Annotated in this window: 20 protein-coding genes and 2 pseudogenes; 6 read left to right on the top strand and 16 right to left on the bottom strand. The window is 71.0% G+C overall.

Annotated elements, in window-relative coordinates; translation table 11 throughout:
- Nucleotides 1–40: 40 nt before the first annotated feature.
- Entirely contained in the window at nt 41–934 is an 894-nt protein-coding gene (locus GA0115254_RS38370) for an alpha/beta fold hydrolase (protein WP_093899868.1), read from the bottom strand.
- Nucleotides 935–1,609: 675 nt separating this feature from the next.
- Nucleotides 1,610–2,302 (bottom strand): metal-dependent transcriptional regulator, encoded by a 693-nt coding sequence (locus GA0115254_RS38365; RefSeq protein ID WP_093899867.1) that lies wholly within the window; start codon nt 2,300–2,302, stop codon nt 1,610–1,612.
- A 218-nt stretch (nt 2,303–2,520) separates the two neighbouring features.
- On the opposite strand from GA0115254_RS38365, the gene GA0115254_RS38360 reads away from it, so the two are divergent.
- Entirely contained in the window at nt 2,521–3,276 is a 756-nt protein-coding gene (locus GA0115254_RS38360; RefSeq protein ID WP_093899866.1) for an SIS domain-containing protein, read from the top strand.
- Between the two features lie 24 nt (nt 3,277–3,300).
- On the opposite strand, the pseudogene GA0115254_RS38355 reads toward GA0115254_RS38360, so the two are convergent.
- Nucleotides 3,301–4,486, bottom strand: a pseudogene (locus tag GA0115254_RS38355) (sensor histidine kinase).
- Nucleotides 4,483–5,247 carry a response regulator transcription factor gene (locus GA0115254_RS38350; RefSeq protein WP_093899865.1) on the bottom strand — a complete coding sequence of 255 codons (765 nt, stop codon included), beginning with the start codon at nt 5,245–5,247 and terminating at the stop codon, nt 4,483–4,485. The pseudogene GA0115254_RS38355 and the gene GA0115254_RS38350 overlap by 4 nt, the downstream one beginning before the upstream one ends.
- Before the next feature lie 127 nt (nt 5,248–5,374).
- Between GA0115254_RS38350 and GA0115254_RS38345 the strand changes: the two genes are divergently transcribed.
- The 4 genes from GA0115254_RS38345 to GA0115254_RS38330 are packed head-to-tail and all read left to right on the top strand — an operon-like array spanning nt 5,375 to nt 8,968.
- Nucleotides 5,375–5,908: a hypothetical protein gene (locus GA0115254_RS38345; RefSeq protein WP_093899864.1), complete on the top strand. Its 534-nt coding sequence runs from the start codon at nt 5,375–5,377 to the stop codon at nt 5,906–5,908.
- 14 nt (nt 5,909–5,922) lie between these two features.
- Nucleotides 5,923–6,963 (top strand): peptidoglycan-binding protein, encoded by a 1,041-nt coding sequence (locus tag GA0115254_RS38340; RefSeq protein WP_176740459.1) that lies wholly within the window; start codon nt 5,923–5,925, stop codon nt 6,961–6,963.
- Nucleotides 6,960–7,742, top strand: coding sequence for an ABC transporter ATP-binding protein (locus tag GA0115254_RS38335; RefSeq protein WP_093899862.1), 783 nt, complete (start codon nt 6,960–6,962; stop codon nt 7,740–7,742). Before GA0115254_RS38340 ends, GA0115254_RS38335 begins: the two co-directional genes overlap by 4 nt.
- On the top strand, nt 7,739–8,968 hold the full coding sequence (locus GA0115254_RS38330; protein ID WP_093899861.1) for an ABC transporter permease: 1,230 nt from the start codon (nt 7,739–7,741) through the stop codon (nt 8,966–8,968). Before GA0115254_RS38335 ends, GA0115254_RS38330 begins: the two co-directional genes overlap by 4 nt.
- Before the next feature lie 73 nt (nt 8,969–9,041).
- Here the strand turns inward: GA0115254_RS38330 and GA0115254_RS38325 are convergent, their stop codons facing one another.
- From GA0115254_RS38325 to pdxH, 3 genes are all read right to left on the bottom strand, one after another.
- Nucleotides 9,042–10,397 carry a PAS domain-containing protein gene (locus GA0115254_RS38325; RefSeq protein ID WP_093899922.1) on the bottom strand — a complete coding sequence of 452 codons (1,356 nt, stop codon included), beginning with the start codon at nt 10,395–10,397 and terminating at the stop codon, nt 9,042–9,044.
- A 291-nt stretch (nt 10,398–10,688) separates the two neighbouring features.
- Complete coding sequence (locus tag GA0115254_RS38320) at nt 10,689–11,402, bottom strand: DUF4232 domain-containing protein (protein ID WP_093899921.1); 714 nt, start codon at nt 11,400–11,402, stop codon at nt 10,689–10,691.
- A gap of 564 nt (nt 11,403–11,966) precedes the next feature.
- Nucleotides 11,967–12,593: a pyridoxamine 5'-phosphate oxidase gene (gene pdxH, locus GA0115254_RS38315; protein ID WP_093899920.1), complete on the bottom strand. Its 627-nt coding sequence runs from the start codon at nt 12,591–12,593 to the stop codon at nt 11,967–11,969.
- A gap of 221 nt (nt 12,594–12,814) precedes the next feature.
- Here pdxH and GA0115254_RS38310 point away from each other — a divergent pair, with 221 nt between their 5' ends.
- Nucleotides 12,815–13,924, top strand: coding sequence for a citrate synthase 2 (locus GA0115254_RS38310; protein WP_093899860.1), 1,110 nt, complete (start codon nt 12,815–12,817; stop codon nt 13,922–13,924).
- Nucleotides 13,925–14,006: 82 nt separating this feature from the next.
- Here the strand turns inward: GA0115254_RS38310 and GA0115254_RS38305 are convergent, their stop codons facing one another.
- From GA0115254_RS38305 to GA0115254_RS38265, 9 genes and pseudogenes are all read right to left on the bottom strand, one after another.
- Nucleotides 14,007–14,591, bottom strand: a complete 585-nt coding sequence (locus GA0115254_RS38305; protein WP_093899859.1) for a hypothetical protein — start codon at nt 14,589–14,591, stop codon at nt 14,007–14,009.
- 13 nt (nt 14,592–14,604) lie between these two features.
- Entirely contained in the window at nt 14,605–15,198 is a 594-nt protein-coding gene (locus GA0115254_RS38300) for a TetR/AcrR family transcriptional regulator (RefSeq protein ID WP_093899858.1), read from the bottom strand.
- Complete coding sequence (locus GA0115254_RS38295) at nt 15,186–15,932, bottom strand: enoyl-CoA hydratase family protein (protein WP_093899857.1); 747 nt, start codon at nt 15,930–15,932, stop codon at nt 15,186–15,188. The genes GA0115254_RS38300 and GA0115254_RS38295 overlap by 13 nt, the downstream gene beginning before the upstream one ends.
- Nucleotides 15,933–16,018: 86 nt before the next feature.
- Nucleotides 16,019–17,179, bottom strand: a complete 1,161-nt coding sequence (locus GA0115254_RS38290) for an acyl-CoA dehydrogenase family protein (RefSeq protein WP_093899856.1) — start codon at nt 17,177–17,179, stop codon at nt 16,019–16,021.
- A 16-nt stretch (nt 17,180–17,195) separates the two neighbouring features.
- On the bottom strand, nt 17,196–18,617 hold the full coding sequence (locus GA0115254_RS38285; protein WP_218105609.1) for a zinc ribbon domain-containing protein: 1,422 nt from the start codon (nt 18,615–18,617) through the stop codon (nt 17,196–17,198).
- Nucleotides 18,614–19,222, bottom strand: a complete 609-nt coding sequence (locus tag GA0115254_RS38280) for an IS607 family transposase (RefSeq protein WP_093899855.1) — start codon at nt 19,220–19,222, stop codon at nt 18,614–18,616. The genes GA0115254_RS38285 and GA0115254_RS38280 overlap by 4 nt, the downstream gene beginning before the upstream one ends.
- A gap of 32 nt (nt 19,223–19,254) precedes the next feature.
- Nucleotides 19,255–21,209, bottom strand: a pseudogene (locus tag GA0115254_RS38275) (biotin carboxylase N-terminal domain-containing protein).
- A gap of 8 nt (nt 21,210–21,217) precedes the next feature.
- The gene (locus tag GA0115254_RS38270; RefSeq protein ID WP_093899854.1) at nt 21,218–22,825 is read right to left on the bottom strand and encodes an acyl-CoA carboxylase subunit beta; all 1,608 of its coding nucleotides are present in this window, start codon (nt 22,823–22,825) and stop codon (nt 21,218–21,220) included.
- The gene (locus GA0115254_RS38265) at nt 22,822–24,525 is read right to left on the bottom strand and encodes an acyclic terpene utilization AtuA family protein (RefSeq protein ID WP_256102990.1); all 1,704 of its coding nucleotides are present in this window, start codon (nt 24,523–24,525) and stop codon (nt 22,822–22,824) included. Before GA0115254_RS38265 ends, GA0115254_RS38270 begins: the two co-directional genes overlap by 4 nt.
- Nucleotides 24,526–24,563: the final 38 nt, after the last annotated feature.

Genomic DNA, 24,563 nt, shown 5'->3' with positions numbered 1-24,563 from the left:
AGAGCCTGTCTCTCTTTGCCGGCCGATCTCTCGGCCGATCTCAAGAAGAGACGGGCTCGCGGTCGGCCTGGGGGTCCTCGGCGAACTGCTCCAGGAAGGGTTCGACCGCCGCTCGCCAGCCCTCCGGCTGGTCGTAGTGGACGAGATGGCCGGCGTCGGCCACCTCCGCGTACTGTCCGCGCGGCAGTACGCGGACCATCTCCTGGGCCTCCGCCCGGCCCAGCTCGCCGTCGAGGCCGCGAAGCACCAGGGCCGGGCACCGGACCTGCGCCAGCTCCTCCCAGTGCGCGTCGAACACCCACGTCGCGCGGGACTGGAGCATCTGGCGACGGGAGAAGACGGGGCGCCAGCCGTCGGCCCGCTCGGCCATCACCTCGGCGAAGAACTCGCCGCGGGCGGGGCTGGGCCGCTCCACCCAGGGGTCGTCCTCGCCGAACCACTTCCGCACGTCGGAGAGCGTCGCGAACGGCACCGGCCAGGACTTGAACCAGTCCTCCCACTCCCGCTGCGAGGCCGCCCCGAGCGCGGAGGCCCGCATGTCGCAGATGACCAGGGCCCGGACGAGATCGGGGCGCTTCGCGGCGAGCTGCCAGGCGGTGAGCGCTCCCATCGCATGCCCGACGAGGGTGACGGGGGCGAGGCCGAGCTGTTCGATCGCCGCCTCGGCGTCGGCGACGTACGCCTCACGGGTGTACGGGCCTTCGGCCGGCTTCTCGCTGCGGCCGTGCCCTCGCTGGTCGAGGCCGACGGCGCGGTGCCGCTCGGCGAGCCAGCGGGTGGTCGAGGCCCAGTGGGAGGCCCGGCCCATCAAACCGTGGAGCAATAAGACCCCGGGGGCGCGTTCGCCCTCCGTGCGCCCTTTGGGCGGGTCGGCGAACTCCCAGGCCGCGAGGCGTACGCCGTCGGTCCCGGTCACATCGATGCGCCGCACCATATGTTCTGGCACCCCCTTCTGGTCCTCGATCACCGCTTGATCACCGCTCGATCACCGTGTGGTCGCGTCACGCCAGACTATCGAACCTTTATTCGAAAACCGGGTTCCGGCACCCAACACCCCTCGTTCGAGTGACCGGTTTCAAGGATTGACGGCGCTCCCGGAGGGGAGATCTTCTCCGGGAGGCGGGCCACTCGGGGATGAGGGCTCGTGGGGATCGACCTCGAGAGCTCGGGGCTCCGGGTCGAAACAGGGGAGGACAGGCCCCGGCGCCGCAAGGCGCCGGGGCCCTCTGCTGTTCGGGGAGCGGTCGTTCGGGGAGCGGCTGGCGCCACAACACCTTCGCGGGCGGCGGGATGGGTACCGCGGGCGGCGGCATGGGCTTCATGGGCGGCCGGGCGCGGATCGCGGGCGGCCGGGACCGCGGCAGCGACCTCTCGGTGCGCGGGCCGGACAGGCTGGACATGCCAGTACGACGGGTGCATGCGCCTGCTCCCTCCCCGGCCGCGCGACCAGATGGCCGACACTCTCAGGTATGCCTCAGCCACAGCCTGGCACGGGATCCGTCCGGGCGCTGCAATTCCCGGCGGAAAAACGGAAAGCGGACGCCACGCTTCAGCGCCCTGCGGCACTCGGTCGGCGGCGCCCTGTCAACGGTGCCCGTCGCGGCACCCGTCAGCGCTTGGCCACGAACACATGCGAGGCGATCTCGGCGTCCAGCTCCGCCGCCTCGCCGCTGCTGCCGACCAGTACCCCGCCGGGCGACTGGGTCACGCTGACCACGGAACCGGGCTGAACACCCGCCCGCCGCAGCGTGTACATCAACTGGGCGTCCGTCTGGATCGGCTCACCGATCCGGCGCACGACCACCGTCTTGCCCTCGGCACCCGGGTCGAGCTCCGACAGGCTCACCATGCCCTCGTCGAGGAACGGGTCGGCCTCGGCCTTCTCGCCCAGCTCCTCCAGGCCCGGGATCGGATTCCCGTACGGGGACTCCGTCGGGTGGCGCAGCAGCTCCAGCACCCGCCGCTCCACGGCCTCGCTCATCACATGCTCCCAGCGGCATGCCTCGGCGTGGACCTGCTCCCACTCCAGGCCGATCACGTCGACGAGCAGGCACTCGGCGAGCCGGTGCTTGCGCATGACGCGGGTCGCGAGGCGGCGCCCCTCGTCGGTCAGCTCCAGGTGGCGGTCGCCCGCGACCTGCACCAGGCCGTCGCGCTCCATGCGCGCCACGGTCTGGCTGACCGTCGGGCCGCTCTGGTCCAGCCGCTCCGCAATCCGGGCGCGCATGGGGACCACACCTTCCTCTTCGAGTTCGAGGATGGTGCGGAGATACATCTCCGTGGTGTCGATCAGTCCGGACATTCGTGCCCCTCGATGCTGTGACATGAAAACGTCGTAAGCGCTGCGCGCTGGCCCTGACCCAATTCTGACGCATACCGCTGACAACCGTGCCGTGCCGACCGAACGCTGGGCGGCGGAGCAGCGTGGGCGCTATTGACAGGCCACTGGTCCAGACCGCAACGTGATCCGCGGCACGGACACCCCACGGACCATTCTCCCCGCCGGAAAGGGCCTCCTCGATGAGCGACAGCAAGCTGGCCGGTCAGTTCTTCGATGCAGCGATCGGCCTGCTGGAGCGCGTACGCGACGAGGAGTCCGGCAACATCGCGGCCGCCGGTGCCGCGATCGCCGACACCGTCGCCGCGGGCGGCCGGCTCTTCGCCTTCGGCGCCGGGCACTCCTCGCTCGCCGCGCAGGATGTCGTCTACCGGGCGGGCGGACTCGCCCTGATGAACCTGCTGGCCGTGCCGGGGACGGTCGGGGTCGACGTCATGCCGGCGACCCTGGGCTCGGCGCTGGAACGGGTCGACGGGCTGGCGGGAGCGGTGCTCGACTCCAGCCCCGCCGAGGCGGGCGACGTCCTCGTGATCATCTCGCTCTCCGGGCGCAACGCGCTCCCCGTGGAAATGGCGATGAACGCGCGGGCGCTCGGCTTGAAAGTCATCGGCGTCACTTCGGTGGCGTACGCGGACGGCACCCGGTCCCGGCACGGCTCGGGCGGCTTCCTGCGGGACCACTGCGACATCGTGCTCGACAGCAAGATCTCCATCGGCGACGCGGAACTGACCGTCGAGGGCATCGAGGCTCCGTTCGCGCCCGCGTCGACGGTGGTCACCAGTGCGGTGATGCAGGCGATGATGGCCGCCGCCGCGGAGCAGCTCGTGGCACGGGGGATCGAGCCGCCGATGCTACGTTCCGGGAACGTCGACGGCGGTCACGAGTGGAACGGGCGCGTCATGACGGAGTACCGGGACCGGATCTTCTACCGCCGCTGATCACGCCGGGCCGCCGGCCGCCCGCTACGGGCACGTCGGCAGCACGACCCGGACCGTCAGTCCGCCGCCCGGGTTCGCCGTCGCGCTCGCCTCGCCGCCGTGCGCCCTCGCGATCGACGCCACGATGGAGAGCCCCCAGACCGGCCCCCTCGCCGGGAGCGTGGCGGCGGGCCTGCGCCCGGCGGAACGGCTCGAACAGCAGCGGCACGGTCGCCGGGTCCACCACCGGCCCGGTGTTGGCGACCTCCAGACCGCCCGGCCCCACCCGGACCTGTACCGACCCGCCGGGGTGGTTGTGGCGCAGCGCGTTGGCGACCAGGTTGTGCACGAGGTGGTCCAGCAGGACCGGGTCGCCCTCGACCGACACCGGCCGGGCCTCCGCCTCGACGGTGATGGACCGCGCCTTCGCCTCCGCCTCCAGCGCCTCGGTCACCGTGGCCGCGGTCGCGTCGAGGCCGACCCGCTCGCGCCGTCGCAGGCCCTCGTCACAGACCGCGAGGAGCAGCAGTCCCTCGATGAGCTGCTCGCTGCCGGCGGCGGTGTCGATGAGCTTGTCCCGGATCCAGGCGACCTTCTCGGGCGGCGGGTCGTCGGCGAGGCCGATCTCGGCTGCGGCCCGCTGCACGGCGAGCGGGGTGCGCAGCTCGTGGGCGGCGTTGGCGGCGAACCGCTGCCGGGCGGCGACCAGCTCCTCGATCCGGTCGAGCATCCCGTCGAAGGTGTCGGCCAGTTCCTTGAGCTCGCCGGGCGGGGCCTTCAGCGCGAGGCGTTCGTGCAGGTTGCTGCCGGAGAGCCGGCGGGCGCGGGCGGTGATGACGCCGACCGGCCGCAGCACCCGGCCCGCCATCCACCAGGCGAGCGCGACGGAGAGCGCCGAGTAGACGGCGAGGGAGACCCCGGAGACCGTCAGCAGCTGGTTGAGCGCGGCGTCCCCGGCCGCGGTGGTGACCCTCTTCGCCACCGCGTACTGCCCGGGTTCCATGACCACGGTCTGCGCCCAGTCCGACGACGGCGGCTCGGGCGTGGAGGCCACGCCCGACCGGACGGCGGAGGCGGTGGCCCCGTCGGGGACCGCCGGGGCCACCGCGGTCAGCACACTGGCATAGAGGCGCTCGCTGACCAGCAGGTAGACCAGCCCCATCAGCAGGGCGCCGGCCAGCACCAGCAGCCCGCCGTACAGCGCGGTGAGCCGGGCGCGCTCGCTCCTCACCGGCTCTCCCCCGGCCGGTTCGCGGAGCCGTCGTCCGGCTGGTCCGCCGGCCCGTTCACCGGTCCGGTCGCGGGGCCGTGGTCCCCCGGCCCGTCGGCGAGGCCGTCCCCGATGCGGTAGCCGGCCCCCGGGACCGTCTCGATCACCGGGGGCGCGCCCAGTTTGGCGCGGAGCTTGGACAGGGTGACCCGGACCGCGTTGGTGCGGTAGCTGGTGTCCTCCTCCCACACCTCCTCGATCAGGTCGTCGCCGCTGACGACCGCGCCCTCGGCCCGCAGCAGGGTCTCCAGCACGGCGAACTCCTTGCGGGAGAGCGAGAGGTAGCGGCCGTCGCGGCAGACCTGGCGGCGTGCGGTGTCGAGCGTCAGCCCGGCCCGCTCAAGGACCGGCGGGAGAGCGGGGCGGGCACGGCGGCCGAGCGCCAGGACCCGGGCGAGGAGTTCGTCGTACGCGAACGGCTTGGTCAGGTAGTCGTCGGCGCCGAGCCCGAGGCCGGCCACCCGGTCCCGTACCGTCCCGGACGCGGTGAGCATCAGGATCCGGGTCAGCAGGCGCATGCCGACGACCCGCCGGCACACCTCGTCGCCGTGCAGCCCCGGCAGATCGCGGTCGAGGATCATCACGTCGTACGCGCCGAACCGAAGCCGGTCCAGCGCCGCCCGGCCGTCGGGGGCGATGTCCACCGCGACGGCGTCGCGGCGCAGCCCCTCGGCGATCATCCCTGCCAGGAATTCCTCGTCCTCCACCACCAGCACACGCATGAGTCCTGTGTAACCCAAAGCGATGTTTCGTCGGTGTAAGCATCCGGGCTGAGAGAAACGAAACCGGGTCCTCACGCACGCTCAAGCCGTTCATACCTGGCCTGTCAGCAACGGACGAGGAGCCCTCATGAACCCGACCATTTCCCGCCGGACCACCTCCCGCACACAAAGCCGCGGCGTCGTCGCCGCCTGCCTGATCGCCGCCGCCGTCGTCCTGTCGGCCACCGCCTGCTCGGGCGACGGCGGCGGAAGCGGAAGCGGAACCAAGAGCGGCGGATCCGCTTCGGGCACCAAGAAGACGAACGAGGACCAGGCCCTGGAGCACCGCAAGTGCCTGCGGGAGCAGGGCCTGGACATCCCGGAGCCGAAGCCGGGCGAGGACAGCCGCGGAATAACCATCAAGGGCGGCGGCAAGAGCAAGACAGAGATGGAGAAGGCGTTCAAGGCCTGCCAGGACAAGGCGGTCGGCGGCGGGGCCAAGGAGATCACCCAGGCCCAGAAGGACAAGATGCTCGCCTTCGCCCGGTGCATGCGCAAGAACGGCATCGACATGCCCGACCCGAAGTTCGACGGCGGGATGGCACAGGCGCCGTCGGTGCAGCAGAAGGACATGAAGAAGTTCGAGAAGGCCAACGCGGCGTGCGAAAGCGCCGGGCGGTGAGGCGCGGGCGCGTCATGGTGGCCGCCGCGGCGGTACTCGCCGTGGCGGCCGGGTCACTGGCTCTCACCCAGTTCGGCTCCGCCGGGGAGACGGGCGGCCCGAGGAACACCGGGCTGCCCCCGGCCACCGCCGCGGTCGAGCGCCGCGACCTGCGCGACAGCGCCCAGGCGGACGGCACGCTCGGCTACGACAAGCAGCGCAAGGTCAACGCGGGCGCGGCGGGCACCACGACCTGGACCCCGCGCACCGGCTCGACCGTCAAGCGGAACGAGCGGCTGTACGAGGTCGACGGCCGGGCGGTGTGGCTGATGTACGGCTCGGGACCGATGTACCGGACTCTGAAGCCCGGCGACCGGGGCCGGGACGTGGAGCAGCTGGAGCGCAATCTCGCGGAACTCGGCTACACCGGCTTCACCCCGGACGACGAGTACACCGAGCTGACCGCGGCCGCCGTCAAGCGCTGGCAGAAGTCCCACGACAGCGAGCGGACCGGAACGGTGGGGCCGCAGGACATCGCCTTCTCCCCGGCGGAGGTCCGGATCAATAGCGTCGAGGCAGCCGTCGGCGAACTGGCCCAGCCCGGCGCTCCGGTCCTCACCACGACCGGCTCCGAGCGCATCGTGACGTTCGAGCTCGACGTCACCGAGAGCCGGCTCGCCAAGGCGGGCACCAAGGTCACCGTGGATCTGCCGGACGGCAGCAGCGCGGCCGGGTCGGTCTCCTCGGTCGGCCGGACGGCGAAGCCCGGCAAGGACCCGCAGGACAACAGCCCCAAGGTCACGCTGACCGTCTCCTTCGACAAGCCGGACAAGGTCGGCGGCTTCGACCAGGCGCCGGTCACGGTGAACCTGACCGGCGAGCTGCACAAGGACGTCCTCAGCGTCCCGGTGAACGCGCTGCTCGCGCTGCCCGGCGGCGGCTTCGGCCTCCAGGTCGTCCAGGGCGGCAGGGTCCGCGACGTGAAGGTCGAGCTCGGCATGTTCGCCGAGGGCCGGGTCGAGGTGTCCGGCGGCGGGCTGCGCGAGGGCATGAAGGTCGGGGTGCCGAAGATATGAACACGGTCGTCGGCCTCAGGGGCGTCACCAAGGAGTACCCGGGCCCGGTCGCCGCCCTGCGCGGGGTGGACCTCACCGTCGAGGAGGGCGAACTCCTCGGCATCGTCGGCCCGTCCGGCTCCGGCAAGTCCACGCTGCTGCACATCATCGGCACCCTGGACCGCCCCACCGCCGGGTCCGTCCACATCGCGGGGCACGACGTGGCGGCGCTCTCCGACCGCAGGCTCTCCGCGCTGCGTGCCCAGCACGTCGGCTTCGTCTTCCAGGCGTTCCACCTGGTGCCGGGCGTCAGCGCCCGCGACAACGTCGCGGAGGGCCTGCTGTACTCGGGCCTGTCCCGTGCCGTACGCCGCCGCAGGGCCGCCGAAGCGCTGGAGCGGGTCGGGCTCGCCGACCGCCTCGACCACAAGCCGCACCAGCTCTCCGGCGGACAGAAGCAGCGGGTCGCCATCGCGCGGGCCGTCGTGGGGGAACCCGCGCTGCTGCTGGCCGACGAACCGACCGGGGCGCTCGACTCGGCGTCCGGGGAAGCGGTGATGAAGCTGCTGCGCGATCTCAACCGGGAGGGCGCCACCATCGCGGTCATCACGCACGACACCGAGATCGCCCGGGACCTGCCGCGCGAGGTGCGCATCCGGGACGGCCAGGTGGTCGCGGACGTACGCAATCCGTCCGTGGACGGACACGATCCGTCCACAGGCATGCGCGCTCCATCCACGGATGTGCGCGACGGCTCCGGAAACCACCGCTCCGCCGCCGCGACGGGAGCGGACCAGTGAGGGCGCGGCGCGCGGACCGCGACGCCGGCGGCCGGGGGCGGCTGAAAGCGGCCCGGCTCGGCCCCCGCGACGTGCTGCACGTCGGCTCGGCGGGGCTGCGCAGCCGGCCGATGCGGGTCGTGCTCTCCGCCCTGGGCATCGCCATCGGTATCGCGACGATGATCTCGGTGGTGGGCATCTCCGCCTCCAGCCAGGCCCAGCTGCTCCGGGAACTCGACAAGCTGGGCACCAACCTGCTCGTGGCCTCCCCCGGCGATTCGATGTTCGCCGGGCAGGACGTCAAGCTGCCCGAGGACGCCGTCGGGATGGTGGGCCGCATCAAGGGCGTCCAGGAGGTGGGCGCGACCGCCGACCTCGACACGACCGCACGCCGCAACGAGAAGATCGACAAGGACGACACGGGCGGGATCATCGTCAAGGCGACCACCGGCGACCTGCTGCGGGTACTGCGCGGCGAGGTCCACAGCGGCAGCTGGCTCAACAACGCGACCGGACGCTACCCCTCCGTCGTGCTCGGCCATGTCTCCGCGGAGCGTCTCGGCATCACCGCTCCGGGCCAGCAGGTGTGGATCGGGAACCGGTACTTCACCGTGGTCGGCATCCTCGCCCCGCTGCCGCTCGCCCCGGAGATCGAACGCTCCGCACTGGTCGGCTGGGAGGGCGCGAAGCGCCTGCTGGGCTTCGAGGGCCACCCGACATCGGTGTACGAGCGCTCGGCCGACGCGGCGGTGCAGGACGTGCGCAAGGTCATGGCGGCGACGGTCGACCCGCAGAACCCGCAGAACGTGAAGGTCACCGACCCGTCGTCGGCGCTCCAGGCCAAGGCGGCGACCGAAGGGGCGTTCAGCAGCATGCTGCTGGGCCTGGGCGGCATCGCGCTGCTCGTCGGGGGCGTCGGGGTCGCCAACACCATGATCATCTCGGTGCTGGAGCGGCGGTACGAGATCGGGCTGCGCCGCTCGCTCGGCGCGACCCGGGGCCAGATCCGCATCCAGTTCGTCACGGAGTCGCTGATGCTCTCCGGCCTGGGCGGCCTGGCGGGCGTGGCGCTCGGCGCGGCGGCGACCGGGGTGTACGCGTACTCCGGCGGGCTGCCCTGGGTGGTGCCGCCGTGGGCGGTCGGCGGCGGCTTCGGCGCGACGCTGGTGATCGGCACGATCGCGGGCCTCTACCCGGCGGTGCGGGCGTCCCGTCTCTCACCGACGCTGGCGCTGCACGCGGCGTGAGGACGGGCTCCGGCCGGGGGCGGTGCCGGGCTCCGCGACGGGGCCCGGCACACCCCTGGCCGGACCGCGTCGCCTACGGCCGCTTCGTCACCTGCGCCAGGTCGACCGCCCCCGCGACCCGGGCCGCCACCGTCTCCGCGTACGCCGCGTCGGGGCGTTCGAAGGCCATGCGATGGGCGGAGCGCAGAAACGTCACCACGCCCAGCGTCCGCCCCCTGCTCCGCAGCACCGCGCACAGTGCGTGCACCGAATCCTCCGGCCACTGCCGTTCGGCCGCCCACATCCCGGCCCCGGGCCCCGCCCCCGCACTGGCCCGTACCGAACCCGTACGGTCCACCGCCTGAAGAGCCGGGTGCCCCGCCGCGTACCGCAGCGGAATACCGCCGTCGGCCACCGGCAGGCACGGACCGGGCTCACCGGACGGGGTCGCCGCCACCCGTACCAGCCGTTCCCCCGCCACCAGATCGACCAGCGCATGGTCGGCGAAGCCCGCGAGCGCATAGTCCAGGCAGGACGTCGCCGCCTCCATCGGGTCCTCGCACTCGGACGCCGACCGCGAAGCCCGGTGCAGCTGGTTCGAGCGGAACCGCACCCGGTCCGCCTCCTGCGCTGCCAGCTTCTCCGTGGTCACGTCCTGGAACAGCCAGCCGGTCCCCAACGGGACCGGCTCCTCCGCGAGCGGCGACGCCAGCCGCAGAAAGCCGCTGCGCCAGCAACGCCGCCGATCCCCCTCCGCCGTCCGCAACGTCACCCACAGCTCGGCGAGCGCCGTCGGCGCGCCCTCGGCGAGTACGTGCTGCAGGGCGCCCTCCAGATCCTCGACGCCCTGCACGATCAGCTCCCCCAGCGGGCGCCCCAGCAGGGTCGTACGCCCACCGCCCAGTGCCCGTGCCGCGTGCGCGTTGACGACCGTCGGGCGCAGATCGGCGTCGACGAGCACCACACCCCACGACGCGTCCTCCAACAGCGCCTCGCTCAGCGCGATCGACCGCTCCAGGTCGATCTGCGCCTGCACCTCCCCGAACGCGCAGTACACCCCGGCCGGCTTCCCGTCCGCGCCCCGGACTCCCGCCGACTGCGTCCGCACGAGCACCCGCCCGCCGTCCTTGCGCAGCAGCGCGAACTCATGCACCCGGCGACCGGCACCCTCCATGGCCGCCATCAGCCGCCCCTGCACCTCCCCCGCGTCCGCCCGCCGCACCGCCCACCCGGCAAACCCGGGCCGGCCCACGGCCTCCTCGGCGGACCAGCCCAGAATCCGCTCGGCCTCACGGTTCCAGTGGGTGATGGTGCCGTCCGCGTCGAACGCGCAGAGCGCCGCGTCCATCCCGTCGAGCAGCGCCGCAAGCAGCTCGGTCCCGGGCCCTGCCCTCGGCCCCTCTTCGGGTTCGAGCGCGTCGGTCGTCCCGCTGCCTGTGGACGCACTCATCCCGTACCCCCGCAGGACGTATCCGGCATTACCGCACGTCAGACCATTGAACTCGAACGTGACCCAGCGCACACCGACTTCTCTGAAATCCGCTCCCCTCCGGCGCGGAATCCGGCCGCTCGAGCCTCCGCAGATGTGCACGAGCACTGACGGCGCCCAGGACGTTCGGGGCGTGATCGGGCGACGACTGCGGATCCGTGAAGGCGAGGGGGCGCTGCGATTGCCGGGACGGCACGTCGGGGTCCGGGACGAGCGTGGAGTGGAGTGGGGTGGTTGCCCGGCGCGGAGGTGTCAGACGATGACGGGGATGGCCTCGGCGCGGTTGGTGGCCCAGTTGGTGACGATGGGCTTGTCGACATTGGCGGTGTCGGGGAGCTTGAGTTCGGCGGGGTTGGGATCGTCGTCGGTGGTGGCGATGATGACGTGCTCGAACTCCTTGCCGGCATTGCTGTTGGTGGTCTTGGGGCTGATACCGGTGTATGCGACGGCGGAGCCGGTGAGCTTGATGGGGTCTTCGCCGCCCTGTCCGACGGGGGAGGCGACGCCGTCGGCGCCGGAGCCGAAGGACACGCTGGGAGTGTTGATGTCCAGGTAGCAGGTGATGCCGGACTTGGCCTTGGCGGTGACGAGGTAGTAGCCGCCGGCCTGGGACTCCGAGGTGACCTTGAAGTCCAGGTCGTTGGTGCCGCAGGACTGCCCGTAGCCGCCCTTCTTGCCGCCGCCGGAGTCGCCGGCCTTGTCGGTGGAGCCGCTGGAACCGGAGCCGCCGGTGGTGGAGCCGCCGGAACCGGAGCCGCCGGTGCCGGAGCCGCCGGTGGAGGGGCTGTCGCTGGAGGAGCTGTCGCTCCCGCCGCTGTCGGCGGAGGCGACGGCGGAGGGGGCCGTGGAGCTGCCGGCGTCCGCGGCGTCGTCGGCGTCGCAGGCGGTGGTGGTGGCGGCGAGGGCCGTCACGGCCACGGCGGCCAGGACGAGACGGGCGGAACGGGCGGCGAGACGCGAACGCATCATGATCTCCAGCGGCTGTCGGTTGCGGTGTTTCCTGCTGACACCGATGACACTAGGGCCGGGTCGATCCTGAAATGATCCTGTGAGTGTCCTGGTTCTGTCTCAGCAACTTCGGTTCCAGGAAAAGGCGTTGGATTGCACCAACCCCAGCTCAAGGGGCATGTCCGGGACCGCGCGAGTCGCCGGGACGCTACGAGAGATCCAGCGGCTCCGGCAGCCGCAGCACCCGGGCCCCGGTGGCAACCCATCGCGGCTGCTGCAGCGTGCCGACGGATACGCGTACAGCTACCAGCAAGAAGCCACCGAATAAATAGGTTGAGACATTCTCCGAGGGTTCTTAGGCTGCTGCCAGCGAATGAAAGGAGGTGATCCGAAAAGTGCAGTCTTATCGGATTCGTGAGGTGGCTGCGGGCTGACAGCCCGTCGTCGCACACAGTGCACCTCGGCAGGCTGTCTGCCGAAACCCAAGCAGTCACCGACCCGCAGGCTCGCCGGTAAGTCCGGCCGGCTCCTCCGCAAGGAGGGACCAGAGCCTGCGGGTTTCTGCGTGTCCGGAGGGGTTTTCTACGGGCACAGGCGCTCGACGCGCCACTTCTGGCCCTCGCGTACGTACCTCAGCCGGTCGTGCAGCCGGTTCTCGTGGCCCTGCCAGAACTCGATCGTGTCGGGGACCACGCGGAAGCCGCCCCACTGAGGGGGCGCGGGGACATGCTCGCCCTCCGGGTAGCGGGCAGCCAGTTCCTCGTAGCGTTCGATCAGCTCGTCGCGGGAGCCGATCACCGTCGACTGGGCACTGGCCCAGGCGCCCAGCTGGGAGCCGTGCGGGCGGGTGCGGAAGTAGGCGACCGTCTCTTCGCGGCCGACACGGGCCGCCGTGCCGGTGACGACGACCTGGCGGGCCATCGGGTGCCAGGGGAAGAGCAGCGAGACGTACGGGTTGGCGGTCAGTTCGCGGCCCTTGCGGGATTCGTAGTTGGTGAAGAAGACGAAGCCGCGTTCGTCGTACTTCTTCAACAGCACCGTGCGTGAGGACGGCCGGCCCTCGGGGGTGGCGGTGGAGACCACCATGGCGTTGGGCTCGTGGAGCAACCCGCCCACGGCCACCTGCCGGAACCACTGGGCGAACTGCTGCATGGGGTCGGCGGCCAGCGTGTCCTCGGTGAAGGCCTTGGAGCGGTACTGCTCGCGCATCGCGGCCGGATCGGTGGTGGAATCGGAGGGGGAGTCTGCGGTGGGCACGGGGTCATCCTGCCGTAGCGGCCGAGTCTGCCCGGCAAGGAGGGGCATCAATCCGTCACCGGTGAAACGGGAAGCTGTGCCGGATGTCACGCTTCCCCGCGTCGTGGGAACCCGCCAATATCTTGGGGCAGGCCACTGTGGCCTCCGTACAGCCGCCGACCGAGGGAGCCGCCATGTCCGACTTCGTACCGGGACTAGAGGGAGTCATCGCGTTCGAGACGGAGATCGCCGAACCGGACAAGGAAGGCGGTTCGCTCCGTTACCGCGGTGTCGACATCGAGGATCTCGTCGGCCATGTGTCGTTCGGAAATGTCTGGGGCCTGCTGGTCGACGGGGCGTTCAACCCGGGGCTGCCCCCGGCCGAGCCGTTCCCTATCCCGGTGCACTCCGGGGACATCCGGGTCGATGTGCAGTCCGCGCTGGCGATGCTTGCTCCCGTGTGGGGTCTGAAGCCGCTGCTCGACATCGACGAGGAGACGGCGCGCAACGATCTGGCGCGGGCCGCGGTGATGGCGTTGTCGTACGTCGCCCAGTCGGCGCGTGGGCAGGGCCTGCCGATGGTTCCGCAGAGCGAGATCGACAAGGCGCAGTCCGTGGTCGAGCGGTTCATGATCCGCTGGCGCGGTGAGCCGGACCCCAAGCACGTCAAGGCGGTCGACGCGTACTGGACGTCGGCCGCCGAGCACGGCATGAACGCCTCCACGTTCACCGCCCGGGTCATCGCGTCGACCGGCGCCGATGTGGCAGCGGCGCTCTCGGGTGCGGTGGGTGCGATGTCGGGGCCGCTGCACGGTGGTGCGCCGTCCCGGGTCCTCGGCATGATCGAGGAGATCGAGCGGACCGGGGATGCCACCGCGTATGTGAGGAAGGCCCTGGACAAGGGCGAGCGGCTGATGGGCTTCGGCCACCGGGTCTACCGGGCGGAGGACCCGCGGGCGCGGGTCCTGCGACGTACGGCGAAGGAGCTGGGCGCGCCGCGGTTCGAGGTGGCGGAGGCGCTGGAGAAGGCCGCGTTGGAGGAGTTGCACGCGCGTCGCCCGGACCGGGTGCTGGCGACGAACGTGGAGTTCTGGGCGGCGATCATGCTGGACTTCGCGGAGGTTCCGGCGCACATGTTCACGTCGATGTTCACGTGTGCGCGTACGGCGGGCTGGTCGGCGCACATCCTGGAGCAGAAGCGGACGGGGCGGCTGGTGCGGCCGTCGGCGAGGTACGTCGGGCCGGGGCCGCGTGATCCCCGGGAGATCGAGGGGTACGCGCAGATCACGGATCTGGGGAACTGACGGTCCCGGTGCCCCGCGAGCCCGGCGTGATCCGGATGCGGGGCCCCGGACAGGTCCGCGGGGTCTCGCCCGGCCTGCTCGTCTAGAGCTTGCCGCGGAGCGTGACGGTGCGGTGTCCGCCGAGGCGCCGCCGCACCTGCTGTTCGAAGCCGTGGGTCAGCTCCGCCCAGTTCCAGAAGGTGAGGCCGAGCTGCCCACAGGCGTAGTAGTCGTCCTCCCAGCTCCATCGGTCGATGCCGGAGGGCCTGTGGCAGGAGGGGCACTCCACGATGCCTTCGCCGCCGTTCGCCCAGTCGCCGAGCCGGCCCGCGAACGGGGCCCAGGCGCTGTCGACGGGGCACCAGGTGTCGTCGACGAGGCGGATCTCGGTGGCGCAGAGCGGGCAGGTGGCGGCTCCCGCGTCGCCCTGGCCGCTGTCGAAGACGGTGCGTCCGGTCGCAACGTGGAGGCCGTTGCTCCACAGCTCGACCGGTTCCGGGTCGTCGACGGCCTCGGCGTAGTTCGGACCGGGTGCGTTGCCGTAGCCGTCGTTGTCGAGGACGCAGTCGGTGCGCTCGGCGCTGACGATTCCGTCGGCGATCAGCCAGTCGAGGAGCCCGGTGCCGAGTCGTGCGGCGTCCTGCTCGGTGGCGTCGAGGTCGACGATCGTCTGGAAGTGGTCGCCCACAGGTCCCCCGGGGTCAGTTGAGTGCGTCGTCCAGCAGCGCCGCCCACTGTGCCACGACCCTCTGACGCCGGGCGGTGTCGTCGGTGAGTACGTTGGCCAGACCCAGACCGCGGGCCATGTCGAGGAGGCCCTGGACGGTTTCGCGTACGCCGGGCCTGGTTTCGTCGGCGGTGAGGAGTTCGACGGCGATGCGGTGGGTCTCGCGGCCGACGCGGGCTTCGAGTTCGGTGACGCGGGGGCGGAGCTGTTCCTCGTTGGACGCGGCGACCCAGAGCTGGAGTGCGGCGCGGAAGAGCGGGCCCGTGTAGAGGTCGACGAGGGCGGCGACGACGGCTGTGCGGCCCTGGACGGGCAGGGCGCGCAGGGCGGCGGAGCGTTCCTCGGCGACGTATTCGACGGCTGCGGTGAACAGGTCCTCGCGGGTCGGGAAGTGGTGCTGGGCGGCGCCGCGCGAGACGCCTGCGCGTTCGGCGACGACGGAGACGGTGGAGCCTGCCCAGCCGTGTTCGGCGAGGCAGGCGACCGCGGCTTCGAGGAGTCGTCGGCGGGTGGCACGGCTGCGGTCCTGCTTGGGGGTCCTGTCGGTGGAGGGCGTCACAACACCCATGCTGGGTCCCGTCGTTCGAGGAAGGCCGTCATCCCTTCCCCTGCCTCGGCGGAGGCGAAGAGTGCTGCCGAGCGGGCGATGAGGTCTTCGGCGTACTGGTCGAAACTCTTCCGCACAGTAGCTGTGACCAGCTCCTTCGATGCTGCCAGCCCCTGTGGTGAGGCCTTTCGCAGTCCGTCCAGTACGGGTACGAGTGCCTTGTCGATGTCCTCGGCGGACCCGACGGCGATCGTGATCAGGGAGATGCGGGCCGCTTCGGTCGCGTCGAAGCGTTCGCCGGTGAGGTAGTAGCGGGCGGCGGCGCGTGGGTCGGTGCGGGGCAGCAGGGGCAGGGAGATGACGGCGGGGGCGAGGCCGAGCCGGGATTCGGTGAGGGCGAACGAGGCGCCGGGGCCGGCCACGGAGATGTCGCAGGCGCTGAGCAGTCCGAGGCCGCCCGCCCGGACGTGTCCCGTGACCCGGGCGACGACGGGCTTGGGCAGTGCGACGATCTGCCGCATCAGGGCGACGAAGGCTGCCGGATCGGGCGGTCCGGTGAGGTCGGCGCCCGCGCAGAACGTGTTGCCGGTGTGGGTGAGGACGACGGCTCGTACGGTGTCGTCGGCCGCGCACGCGTCCAGGGCGGTGGAGAGCTCGCCGACCAGCTGCGCGGAGAGTGCGTTGCGGTTGGCCGGTGAGTCGAGGGTGAGGGTGGTGATGCCCCGGTCGTGGGTGGGTTCGGCGAGCGGCGTCATGTGTCGGTCTCCTTCTCGCGGGACTTCCCGGACGCGGCGGGAGCCGCGGTGGGCAGCTGCGGCGTGGAGAGACGGAATGTTCTGCGTCAGTACGACTTGGGGAGGCCCAGGGACTGGTGGGACACGTAGTTCAGGATCATTTCCCTGCTGACGGGTGCGATCCGGGCGACGCGGGCCGCCGTGATCAGGGACGCGAGGCCGTATTCGCGGGTGAGGCCGTTGCCGCCGAGGGTGTGCACGGCCTGGTCGACGGCTTTGACGCAGGCTTCGCCGGCCGCGTACTTCGCCATGTTGGCGGCCTCACCGGCACCGATGTCGTCGCCGTCGTCATACAGCCGGGCGGCCTTCTGCATCATCAGCCGGGCCAGTTCCAGTTCGATGTGGGCCTGGGCGAGGGGGTGGGCGATGGCCTGGTGGGAGCCGATGGGTTCCTTCCACACCTGGCGGGTCTTCGCGTACTCGACGGCGCGGGCGAGTGCGTAGCGGCCCATGCCTATGCCGAATGCGGCGGTCATGATGCGTTCGGGGTTGAGCCCGGCGAAGAGCTGGAGCAGTCCGGCGTCCTCATCGCCCACGAGGGCGTCGGCGGGCAGCCGCACGTCGTCGAGGACCAGCTCGAACTGCTTCTCCGGGGCGTGGAGTTCCATGTCGATCTGCGAGCGCCGGAAGCCGGGTGCGTCGCGCGGGACGATGAAGAGGCATGGCTTGAGCCTGCCGGACCTGGCGTCCTCGGTGCGGCCGACGATGAGGGTGGCGTCGGCGATGTCGACGCCGGAGACGAAGACCTTGCGCCCGGTGAGCAGCCAGTCCTCGCCGTCCTTGCGGGCGGTGGTGGTGATGCGGTGGGAGTTGGAGCCCGCGTCGGGTTCGGTGATGCCGAAGGCCATGGTGAGGCTGCCGTCGGCGAGGCCGGGGAGCCACTGCCGCTTCTGGGTTTCGGTGCCGAAGCGGGCAATGACGGTGCCGCAGATGGCCGGGGAGACGACCATCAACAGCAACGGACTGCCGGCCGCACCCAACTCCTCCAGGACGATCGAGAGTTCAGCCATTCCGCCGCCTCCGCCGCCGTACTCCTCGGGAAGGTTCACGCCGAGATAGCCGAGCTTGGCGGCTTCGTTCCACAGCTCGCGCGGGTGGGCTCCGTCGCGTACGACGGAGGTCATGTAGTCCCGCCCGTAGCGCTTTCCGAGGGCGGCGACGGCTGCGCGCAGGGCCTGGTGCTCTTCGGTTTCGAGGACGGTGCTCATGCGTTCTGCTTCCTACTCATTGCTCAGAGTTGAGCATCAGTCGGATATTTCGCTCTCCGCACCGGCACAGATGCCTGGTGCTGGAGTCCTGGCCCATCGGCAGTCGGGGCCGTTGGCGGTCGGTACGTTCCTGCAAGAGCTGCTTGACCCGTGTGTGCGGGGTGAACAGGGTGATGTCGGGATCACCTTCTCTGTGCAGGATGTTGACCGCTCCGGCATGGTCGGCTTGCCACACGGCCCCGCACTCGGTGCAGTGAAGCCGGTCTCCTTTGCGGACACCAGGGATGTTCGTAAAGGGGACGACTTGTGACGTGTAGGCAGCATTGACCAGCCGCACCGCAGAACCTCTGCGGTCCGACACGGCTTCCAGCGCTTCCGCAGTGACACCCTTGGTCCACGCGGCGAGTCGCCGGTTGGTGTTCTTCCCCAGCTTCTTGCCACTGGCGAAAGTCTTGGTGAGATCTTCGGCCACGATCAGGCTCGCCTTGTCGGCGACAGCGTGAACGGCCTTGAAGGTCAGATCACGGACGCGACAACGCCAAGAATCGGAGCGCCGGTCACGCTTGATGGCACCGAGGTTGTTGTCTCGGATACGCCGAGCTTTGGCGTGGTCGCCGCGCTGTTCAGCCTTCTCCGCGACGCTACGGATCTTGGCCCGCCGGGCGTTCTTGACCTTTCGGTGATCGGACTCGGAGGTCAGCAGGTCGCCCAGCTGCGTGCCGTGGTGCCGGCCGTCGGAATCGGTGAGGACTTCCGAATATCCCTTGTCCACGCCGATCGTGCGGGTGCCGACGGGACGTTGGGAGGACTTCATGTCTTCCGCGTCGATGGCGTAGTGCACCTCGACCCTGCCCGAGCGCAGGACCAGCCGCAGGGTGCCGGTCGGAGCGACCGTGGTGTTCAGCGGGATACGGACAAGCTGCCGACGCTCCAGTCCGGGTACCGCGAGCCAGATGTTTCCGCCCGCGGTGAGGGTGAAGGTCTTGTACTGGTCGGCGCGGACCACGATCTGGTTGTGGGTTCGGTTCCGGCCGTGCTTCCAGTGCCGGCGCATCTGCCGAGCCAGGAATGGGTCGTCGGCCCACGTCTCGCGCTTGAGTGAGGTGAACAGGCGCTTCCGCTCGCCCTCGTCCTTGGTGCGCTGGTTGATCGCCCTGCGGACTTTGACCTTGGCCGCCTCTCGGTTCGCGGTGATGTCGGCGACCGTATCCCGCACGGTCTCTTTCCACGCGTTCGCCAGGACGTCGAAGGTCTGTGCGGTGCCGTCGGCGATCCACACATCGCGGATCTGCCGGTCCGACCAGGCGAGGCCGCTGACCGACCCGTACAGACGCCACACGAGCGAGCGGACCGCGCCGAGACGTCGCGCCTGCTCGTCGAGCTGGGCGTACTTGCCCTGGTTGAGGTTCTTCGAGTAAGCGATACGGGTGACTTTCACCGGCCACCGCTGGCCAGCTCGTCCTTGAGCGTCATCTCGTGGCGTCGAAGCCCGCCCAGGCGACGAGAGAAGGTGTGCACGACAGTCAGTAGGTCCTGCACCATCTCCTCTTGCGGGGACAGCGATTCCTGGTTCGCCACCACGATGGTGCAGCCGTTCTTCCGCGCGACGTGTTCGAGGTAGTCGAACCCGAACCGGGCGAGCCGGTCCTCGTGCGCTATCACCAACGTGCCGACCTCGCCCCGCTCGATCGCATCCATCAGAGCGAGGAATTTCTTCCGCTGGAGGTCCATGCCGCCGCCGATTTCGCGAATCCACTGATCGACAGCGAGACCGCGACCCCGGCAGAACTCCTCCATCGCCTGTACCTGCGAGGCGAGGTCGTCCTTCTGTCCAGGCGAGGACACCCGGCAGTACACGATGGTCTGACGCGCTGACTCGTCGAATCCGGGCTGGAGCACCTGCCGCACGTCGGCGTCGGTGAAGTACCGCTGTCCGGATATGCGTTGCGGCGCAATACGGCCCTCGCGCTCCCACCTTCGAACAGTGGAAGCGGAGCGACCAACACGCTGTGCGAACTCGCTGATCCGGTACATGCTGATCACCGTACCCAACTCTGCGCATGAGTAGGCAAGAATCAGACACTAGATCCCACCTCCTCAGGGTCTGCGGGTTCGGCGACGACGGCGAGCAGGGCGCCGACCTCCACCTGGAGGCCGGGGGCGGCGTGCAGTGCGGTGAGGGTGCCGGAGGCGGGGGCGAGGATGCGGTGTTCCATCTTCATCGCCTCCAGCCAGATCAGTGGCTGCCCGGCTTCGACCGCCGCCCCGGCCCCGAGCCCGTCCGCGATGCGGACGACGGTGCCGGGCATGGGGGCGAGCAGGGAACCGGGCGCGGTCCGGTCGGTGGGGTCGGTGAAGCGGGGCAGGGCGGTGAAGGTGTACGAGCCGGTGGCGGTGTCCACGTACACCTGGTCCCGGTGGAAGGTGATGGCGAAGTGGCGGGTGACGGAGCCGACTTCGAGAGTGACGTGACCGGGGCGGGCGGCGATGACCCGTTCTCCCGTTTCGGGGACGGGGCCGGTGCGTGTGGTGCGGTAGGCGGCCTGGTGTTCGGTGCCGTCGGGTTCGGTGCGGTAGCGCTTGACCTGGGGTTGCGAGGAGATGTTGCGCCAGGCGCCGAAGCGGGCGGGCCGGGGCCGTGGTGCCGGGTGGCGGCGTCGGCGAGGGCGGCGGCCAGGGCGGCGGTGCGGTGGTCCGCTTCGTCCGGGGCGGGGGTGAGGGTGTTCAGGTGGCGGTCGTAGAAGCCGGTGTCGAGGCGGGCGGCGCGGAAGTCGGGGTGGCGCAGGGACCGTACGAGCAGGTCGCGGTTGGTGACCGGTCCGTGGATGCGGGCGCGTTCCAGGGCGCGGGCGAGGAGGCGTACGGCTTCGCCCCGGGTGGGGGCGTGGGCGATGACCTTGGCGAGCATCGGGTCGTAGTGCACGCCGATGGTGTCGCCGCCGGTGTATCCGGTGTCGAGGCGCAGTCCGGGTTCGTCCGGCATTTCCAGCGTGTGCAGTGCTCCGGTCTGCGGCTGCCAGTCGCGGGCGGGGTCCTCGGCGTAGAGCCGGGCCTCGACGGCGTGGCCGTGCGGCTCGGGGGGTGCGGTGGCGGGCAGCGGTTCGCCTTCCGCGATGCGCAGTTGCAGGGCGACGAGGTCGAGCCCGAAGACGGCTTCGGTGACGGGGTGTTCGACCTGGAGGCGGGTGTTCATCTCCAGGAAGTACGGCCGTCCGTCGGCGGCGAGGAGGAACTCGACGGTGCCCGCGCCCCGGTAGCCGACGGCGCGGGCCGCAGCCACGGCGGCATCGTGCAGCCGGGTCCGCAGCGCGTCGTCGAGGCCGGGTGCGGGGGCCTCCTCGATGACCTTCTGGTGGCGGCGCTGGAGCGAGCAGTCGCGGGTGCCGAGCGCCCAGACCCCGCCGTGCTCGTCGGCCATGACCTGGACCTCGACGTGCCGGCCGTGCTCCACGTACGGCTCCGCGAAGACCTCGCCGTCCCCGAAGGCGGCAGCGGCCTCGGCGGAGGCGGCTATCAACTCGCCCGACAGATCTGCGCGTTCCCGTACGATCCGCATGCCGCGTCCGCCGCCGCCCGCCGCCGCCTTCAGCAGCAGCGGAAGGTCGTCGGCGGTGGCCTTCTCCGTGTCGACGGGCGCGAGCAGCGGCACCCCGGCGGCGGCCATCAGCTCCTTGGCGCGGGTCTTGGACGCCATCAGCTCGATGGCCTTGACCGGCGGCCCCACCCAGACGAGACCGGCGTCCTGCACGGCACGGGCGAATCCGGCGTTCTCGGAGAGGAAGCCGTACCCGGGATGGACGGCGTCGGCGCCCGCCGCGAGCGCGGCGCGTACGACGAGGTCGCCGCGCAGATAGGTGTCGGACGGGGCGGCGCCCGGCAGCCGTACGGCGGTGTCCGCCTCCCGTACGTGCAATGCGCCGGCGTCCGCGTCGGAGTACACGGCGACGGTGGCGATGCCCAGCGCACGGCACGTGCGGAAGATCCGGCAGGCGATCTCGCCCCGGTTGGCGACGAGCAGTGTGGAGATCATCTGTGGCCTCACATCCGGAAGATTCCGAAGCCGCCGCGGGCGCCTTCGACCGGGGCGGTGTGGATCGCGGACAGGCACATCCCGAGGACGGTCCTGGTGTCGCGCGGGTCGATGACCCCGTCGTCGTACAGCCGCCCGGACAGGAACATCGGCAGCGACTCGGACTCGATCTGCTGCTCGACCATGGCGCGCAGCCCGGCGTCGGCCTCGGCAGCCTTGTCGTCGTACGGCAGTCCCTTGGCGGCGGCGGAGGCGCGGGCGACGATGGACAGCACCCCGGCGAGCTGTTGCGGCCCCATGACGGCGGACTTGCTGCTGGGCCAGGCGAAGAGGAAGCGCGGGTCGTACGCCCGTCCGCACATGCCGTAGTGCCCGGCCCCGTACGAGGCGCCCATCAGCACGGACAGATGCGGGACCCCGGAGTTCGACACCGCGTTGATCATCATCGCGCCGTGCTTGATGATGCCGCCCTGCTCGTACTCCTTGCCGACCATGTAGCCGGTGGTGTTGTGCAGGAAGAGCAGGGGGATGTCGCGCTGGTTGGCGAGCTGGATGAACTGGGCGGCCTTCTGCGACTCCTCGCTGAACAGCACGCCTTGCGCATTGGCGAGGATGCCGACGGGATAGCCGTGAAGCGTGGCCCATCCGGTCACCAGGCTGGTCCCGTACAGCGGCTTGAACGCGTCGAAGTCGGAGCCGTCGACGAGCCGGGCGATGACCTCGCGCGGGTCGAAGGGCACCTTCAGATCGCCGGGCACGATGCCGATCAGCTCGTCCTCGTCGTACTTCGGCGGTTCGGCCGGTCCCGGATCCGGGTGTGCCTTGCGCCAGTTGAGGCGGGCGACGATCCGGCGGGCCTGGCGCAGCGCGTCCTGCTCGTCGACGGCGAAGTGGTCGGCGAGCCCGGAGGTGCGGGCGTGCATCTCGGCGCCGCCGAGCGATTCGTCGTCGCTCTCCTCGCCGGTCGCCATCTTCACCAGCGGCGGCCCGCCGAGGAACACCTTGGACCGTTCCTTGATCATGACGGTGTGGTCGGACATGCCGGGGACGTACGCCCCACCGGCGGTCGAGTTCCCGAAGACGACGGCCACGGTCGGGATGCCGGCCGCCGACAGCCGGGTGAGGTCGCGGAACAGCGCCCCGCCCGGGATGAAGATCTCCTTCTGCGACGGAAGATCGGCACCCCCGGACTCGACGAGGCTGATGCAGGGCAGCCGGTTGGCGAAGGCGATCTCGTTAGCCCGCAGGGCCTTCTTCAGGGTCCAGGGGTTGGAGGCGCCGCCGCGTACGGTCGGGTCGTTGGCGGTGATCAGGCACTCCACGCCCGACACCACCCCGATTCCGGTGACGAGCGAGGCGCCGATCGCGTAGTCGCTGCCCCAAGCGGCGAGCGGCGACAGTTCGAGGAACGGGGTGTCCTCGTCGATCAGCAGCTCGATCCGCTCCCTGGCCAGGAGCTTTCCGCGCGAGCGGTGCCGCTCGACGTACTTCTCACCGCCGCCCGCCCGCGCCTTGGTGTGCTCACCGGCCAGCTCGTCGAGTTTGGCCAGCATGGCCGCGCGGTTCGCGGCGTATTCGGGGCTCGCGGTGTCGAGCCCGGTGGGCAGGACGGTCATGCGTTCACCTCCGGTGCGTGGGCGGCTTCCAGCAGCGATACGGGAATGGGGAGGTGCCGGGAGCGCAGCCACTCCCCCACCGCCTTGGCCTGGGGGTCGAACCGGTGCTGGGCGGCGACGCCCTCGCCGAGCAGCCCCTGCACGACGAAGTTCAGGGCACGCAGGTTCGGCAGGACATGGCGTACGACGGTGAGACCGGCGGTCTCCGGAAGCAGCTCCCGGAACCGTTCGACGGTCAGCTCATGGGCCAGCCACCGCCAGGCGCCGTCGCCGACGGCCCACACTCCCACGTTGGCGTCCCCGCCCTTGTCACCGCTGCGGGCACCCGCGACCCGGCCGAGCGGGGCGGTCCGGGTGGGTCCGGCGGACGGCAGGGGCTCGGGCAGCGACGGCTCCGCGGCTTCCCGGAGCGGCTGCGTCCGCGCGGGATGTTCCTGACTCTCCCGCCGCCCGTCCGGCAGGACGGCGACGTGCGGGACCTCGCCGGCCGGTATGTACGTTGCCTCGAACACCCCGTACGGTGCGCCCTTTCCGGGCGGGGCGGTGACATGGAAGCCCGGGTAGCTGCCGAGGGCGAGCTCGATCGCCGCGCCGGAGACCGCGCGTCCGACGGCCTCCGGGTCCTGGTCGCGGACGACGAGCCGGAGCAGGGCGCAGGCCCTCTCCTCGGTGTCGGCGTCGGCCCGGTCGGTCCGGGCCAACTCCCAGCGAACCTCTGCGGGGCGGGTACGGGACCGGTCGAGCGCCTGTGCGAACTGGTCCTTGACGAGCTGCGCCTTGGCCTCGATGTCGAGCCCGGTGAGTACGAAGACGACTTCGTTGCGCCAGCCGCCGAGCCGGTTGAGGCCGACTTTGAGTGTGGGCGGCGGGGCCTCGCCGCGCACGCCGGAGATCCGTACCCGGTCGGGGCCTTCCTGGGTCAGCCGTACGGTGTCGAGCCGGGCGGTGACGTCCGGTCCGGCGTACCGGGGGCCGCCGGTCTCGTACAGCAACTGGGCGGTGACGGTGCCGATGTCGACGACACCGCCTGTGCCGTCGTGCTTGGTGATGACGGACGACCCGTCGGCATGGAGCTCGGCTACGGGAAAGCCGGGCCGGCGCAGGTCATGGCCCCGGAAGAACGAGTAATTCCCCCCGGTGGCCTGGGTTCCGCACTCCAGTACGTGTCCGGCGACGACGGCCCCGGCGAGGGCGTCGTGGTCGTCGGGTCCCCAGCCGAAGTGCGCGGCGGCGGGCCCGGTGACGAGGGCGGCGTCGGTGACCCGTCCGGTGACGACGACATCGGCGCCCGCGGTGAGGCAGGCGGCGATCCCCGCGCCGCCGAGGTAGGCGTTGGCGGTGAGGAAGCCCTCGGGTACGGGGAGGCTGTCGCCCTCCACATGGGCGACCCGTACGGGCACTCCCACCTTCTGTGCCAACTCCCGCACGGCGTCGGCCAGTCCTGCCGGATTGAGCCCTCCGGCATTGGTGACGATCTTCACGCCGCGCTCGTGGGCGAGCCCGAGGCCCTCTTCGAGCTGGCGCAGGAAGGTGGTGGCGTACCCGTGTGCGGGGTCCTTGAGCCGGCTCCGGCCGAGGATGAGCATGGTCAGCTCGGCGAGATAGTCCCCGGTGAGGACGTCGAGGGGGCCGCCGGTGAGCATCTCGCGTACGGCGTCGAAGCGGTCGCCGTAGAACCCGGAGGCGTTGCCGATCCGCAGCGGTCCGGTCGTCCGCGGCGGCTTCTCGGTCGTCTGCG

It is taken from the genome of Streptomyces sp. Ncost-T10-10d, from assembly GCF_900091955.1.
Taxonomy (GTDB): Bacteria; Actinomycetota; Actinomycetes; order Streptomycetales; family Streptomycetaceae; genus Streptomyces.
The sequence above is the reverse complement of the archived record's forward strand: the minus strand, read 5'-3'. Positions and strand labels throughout refer to the sequence as shown.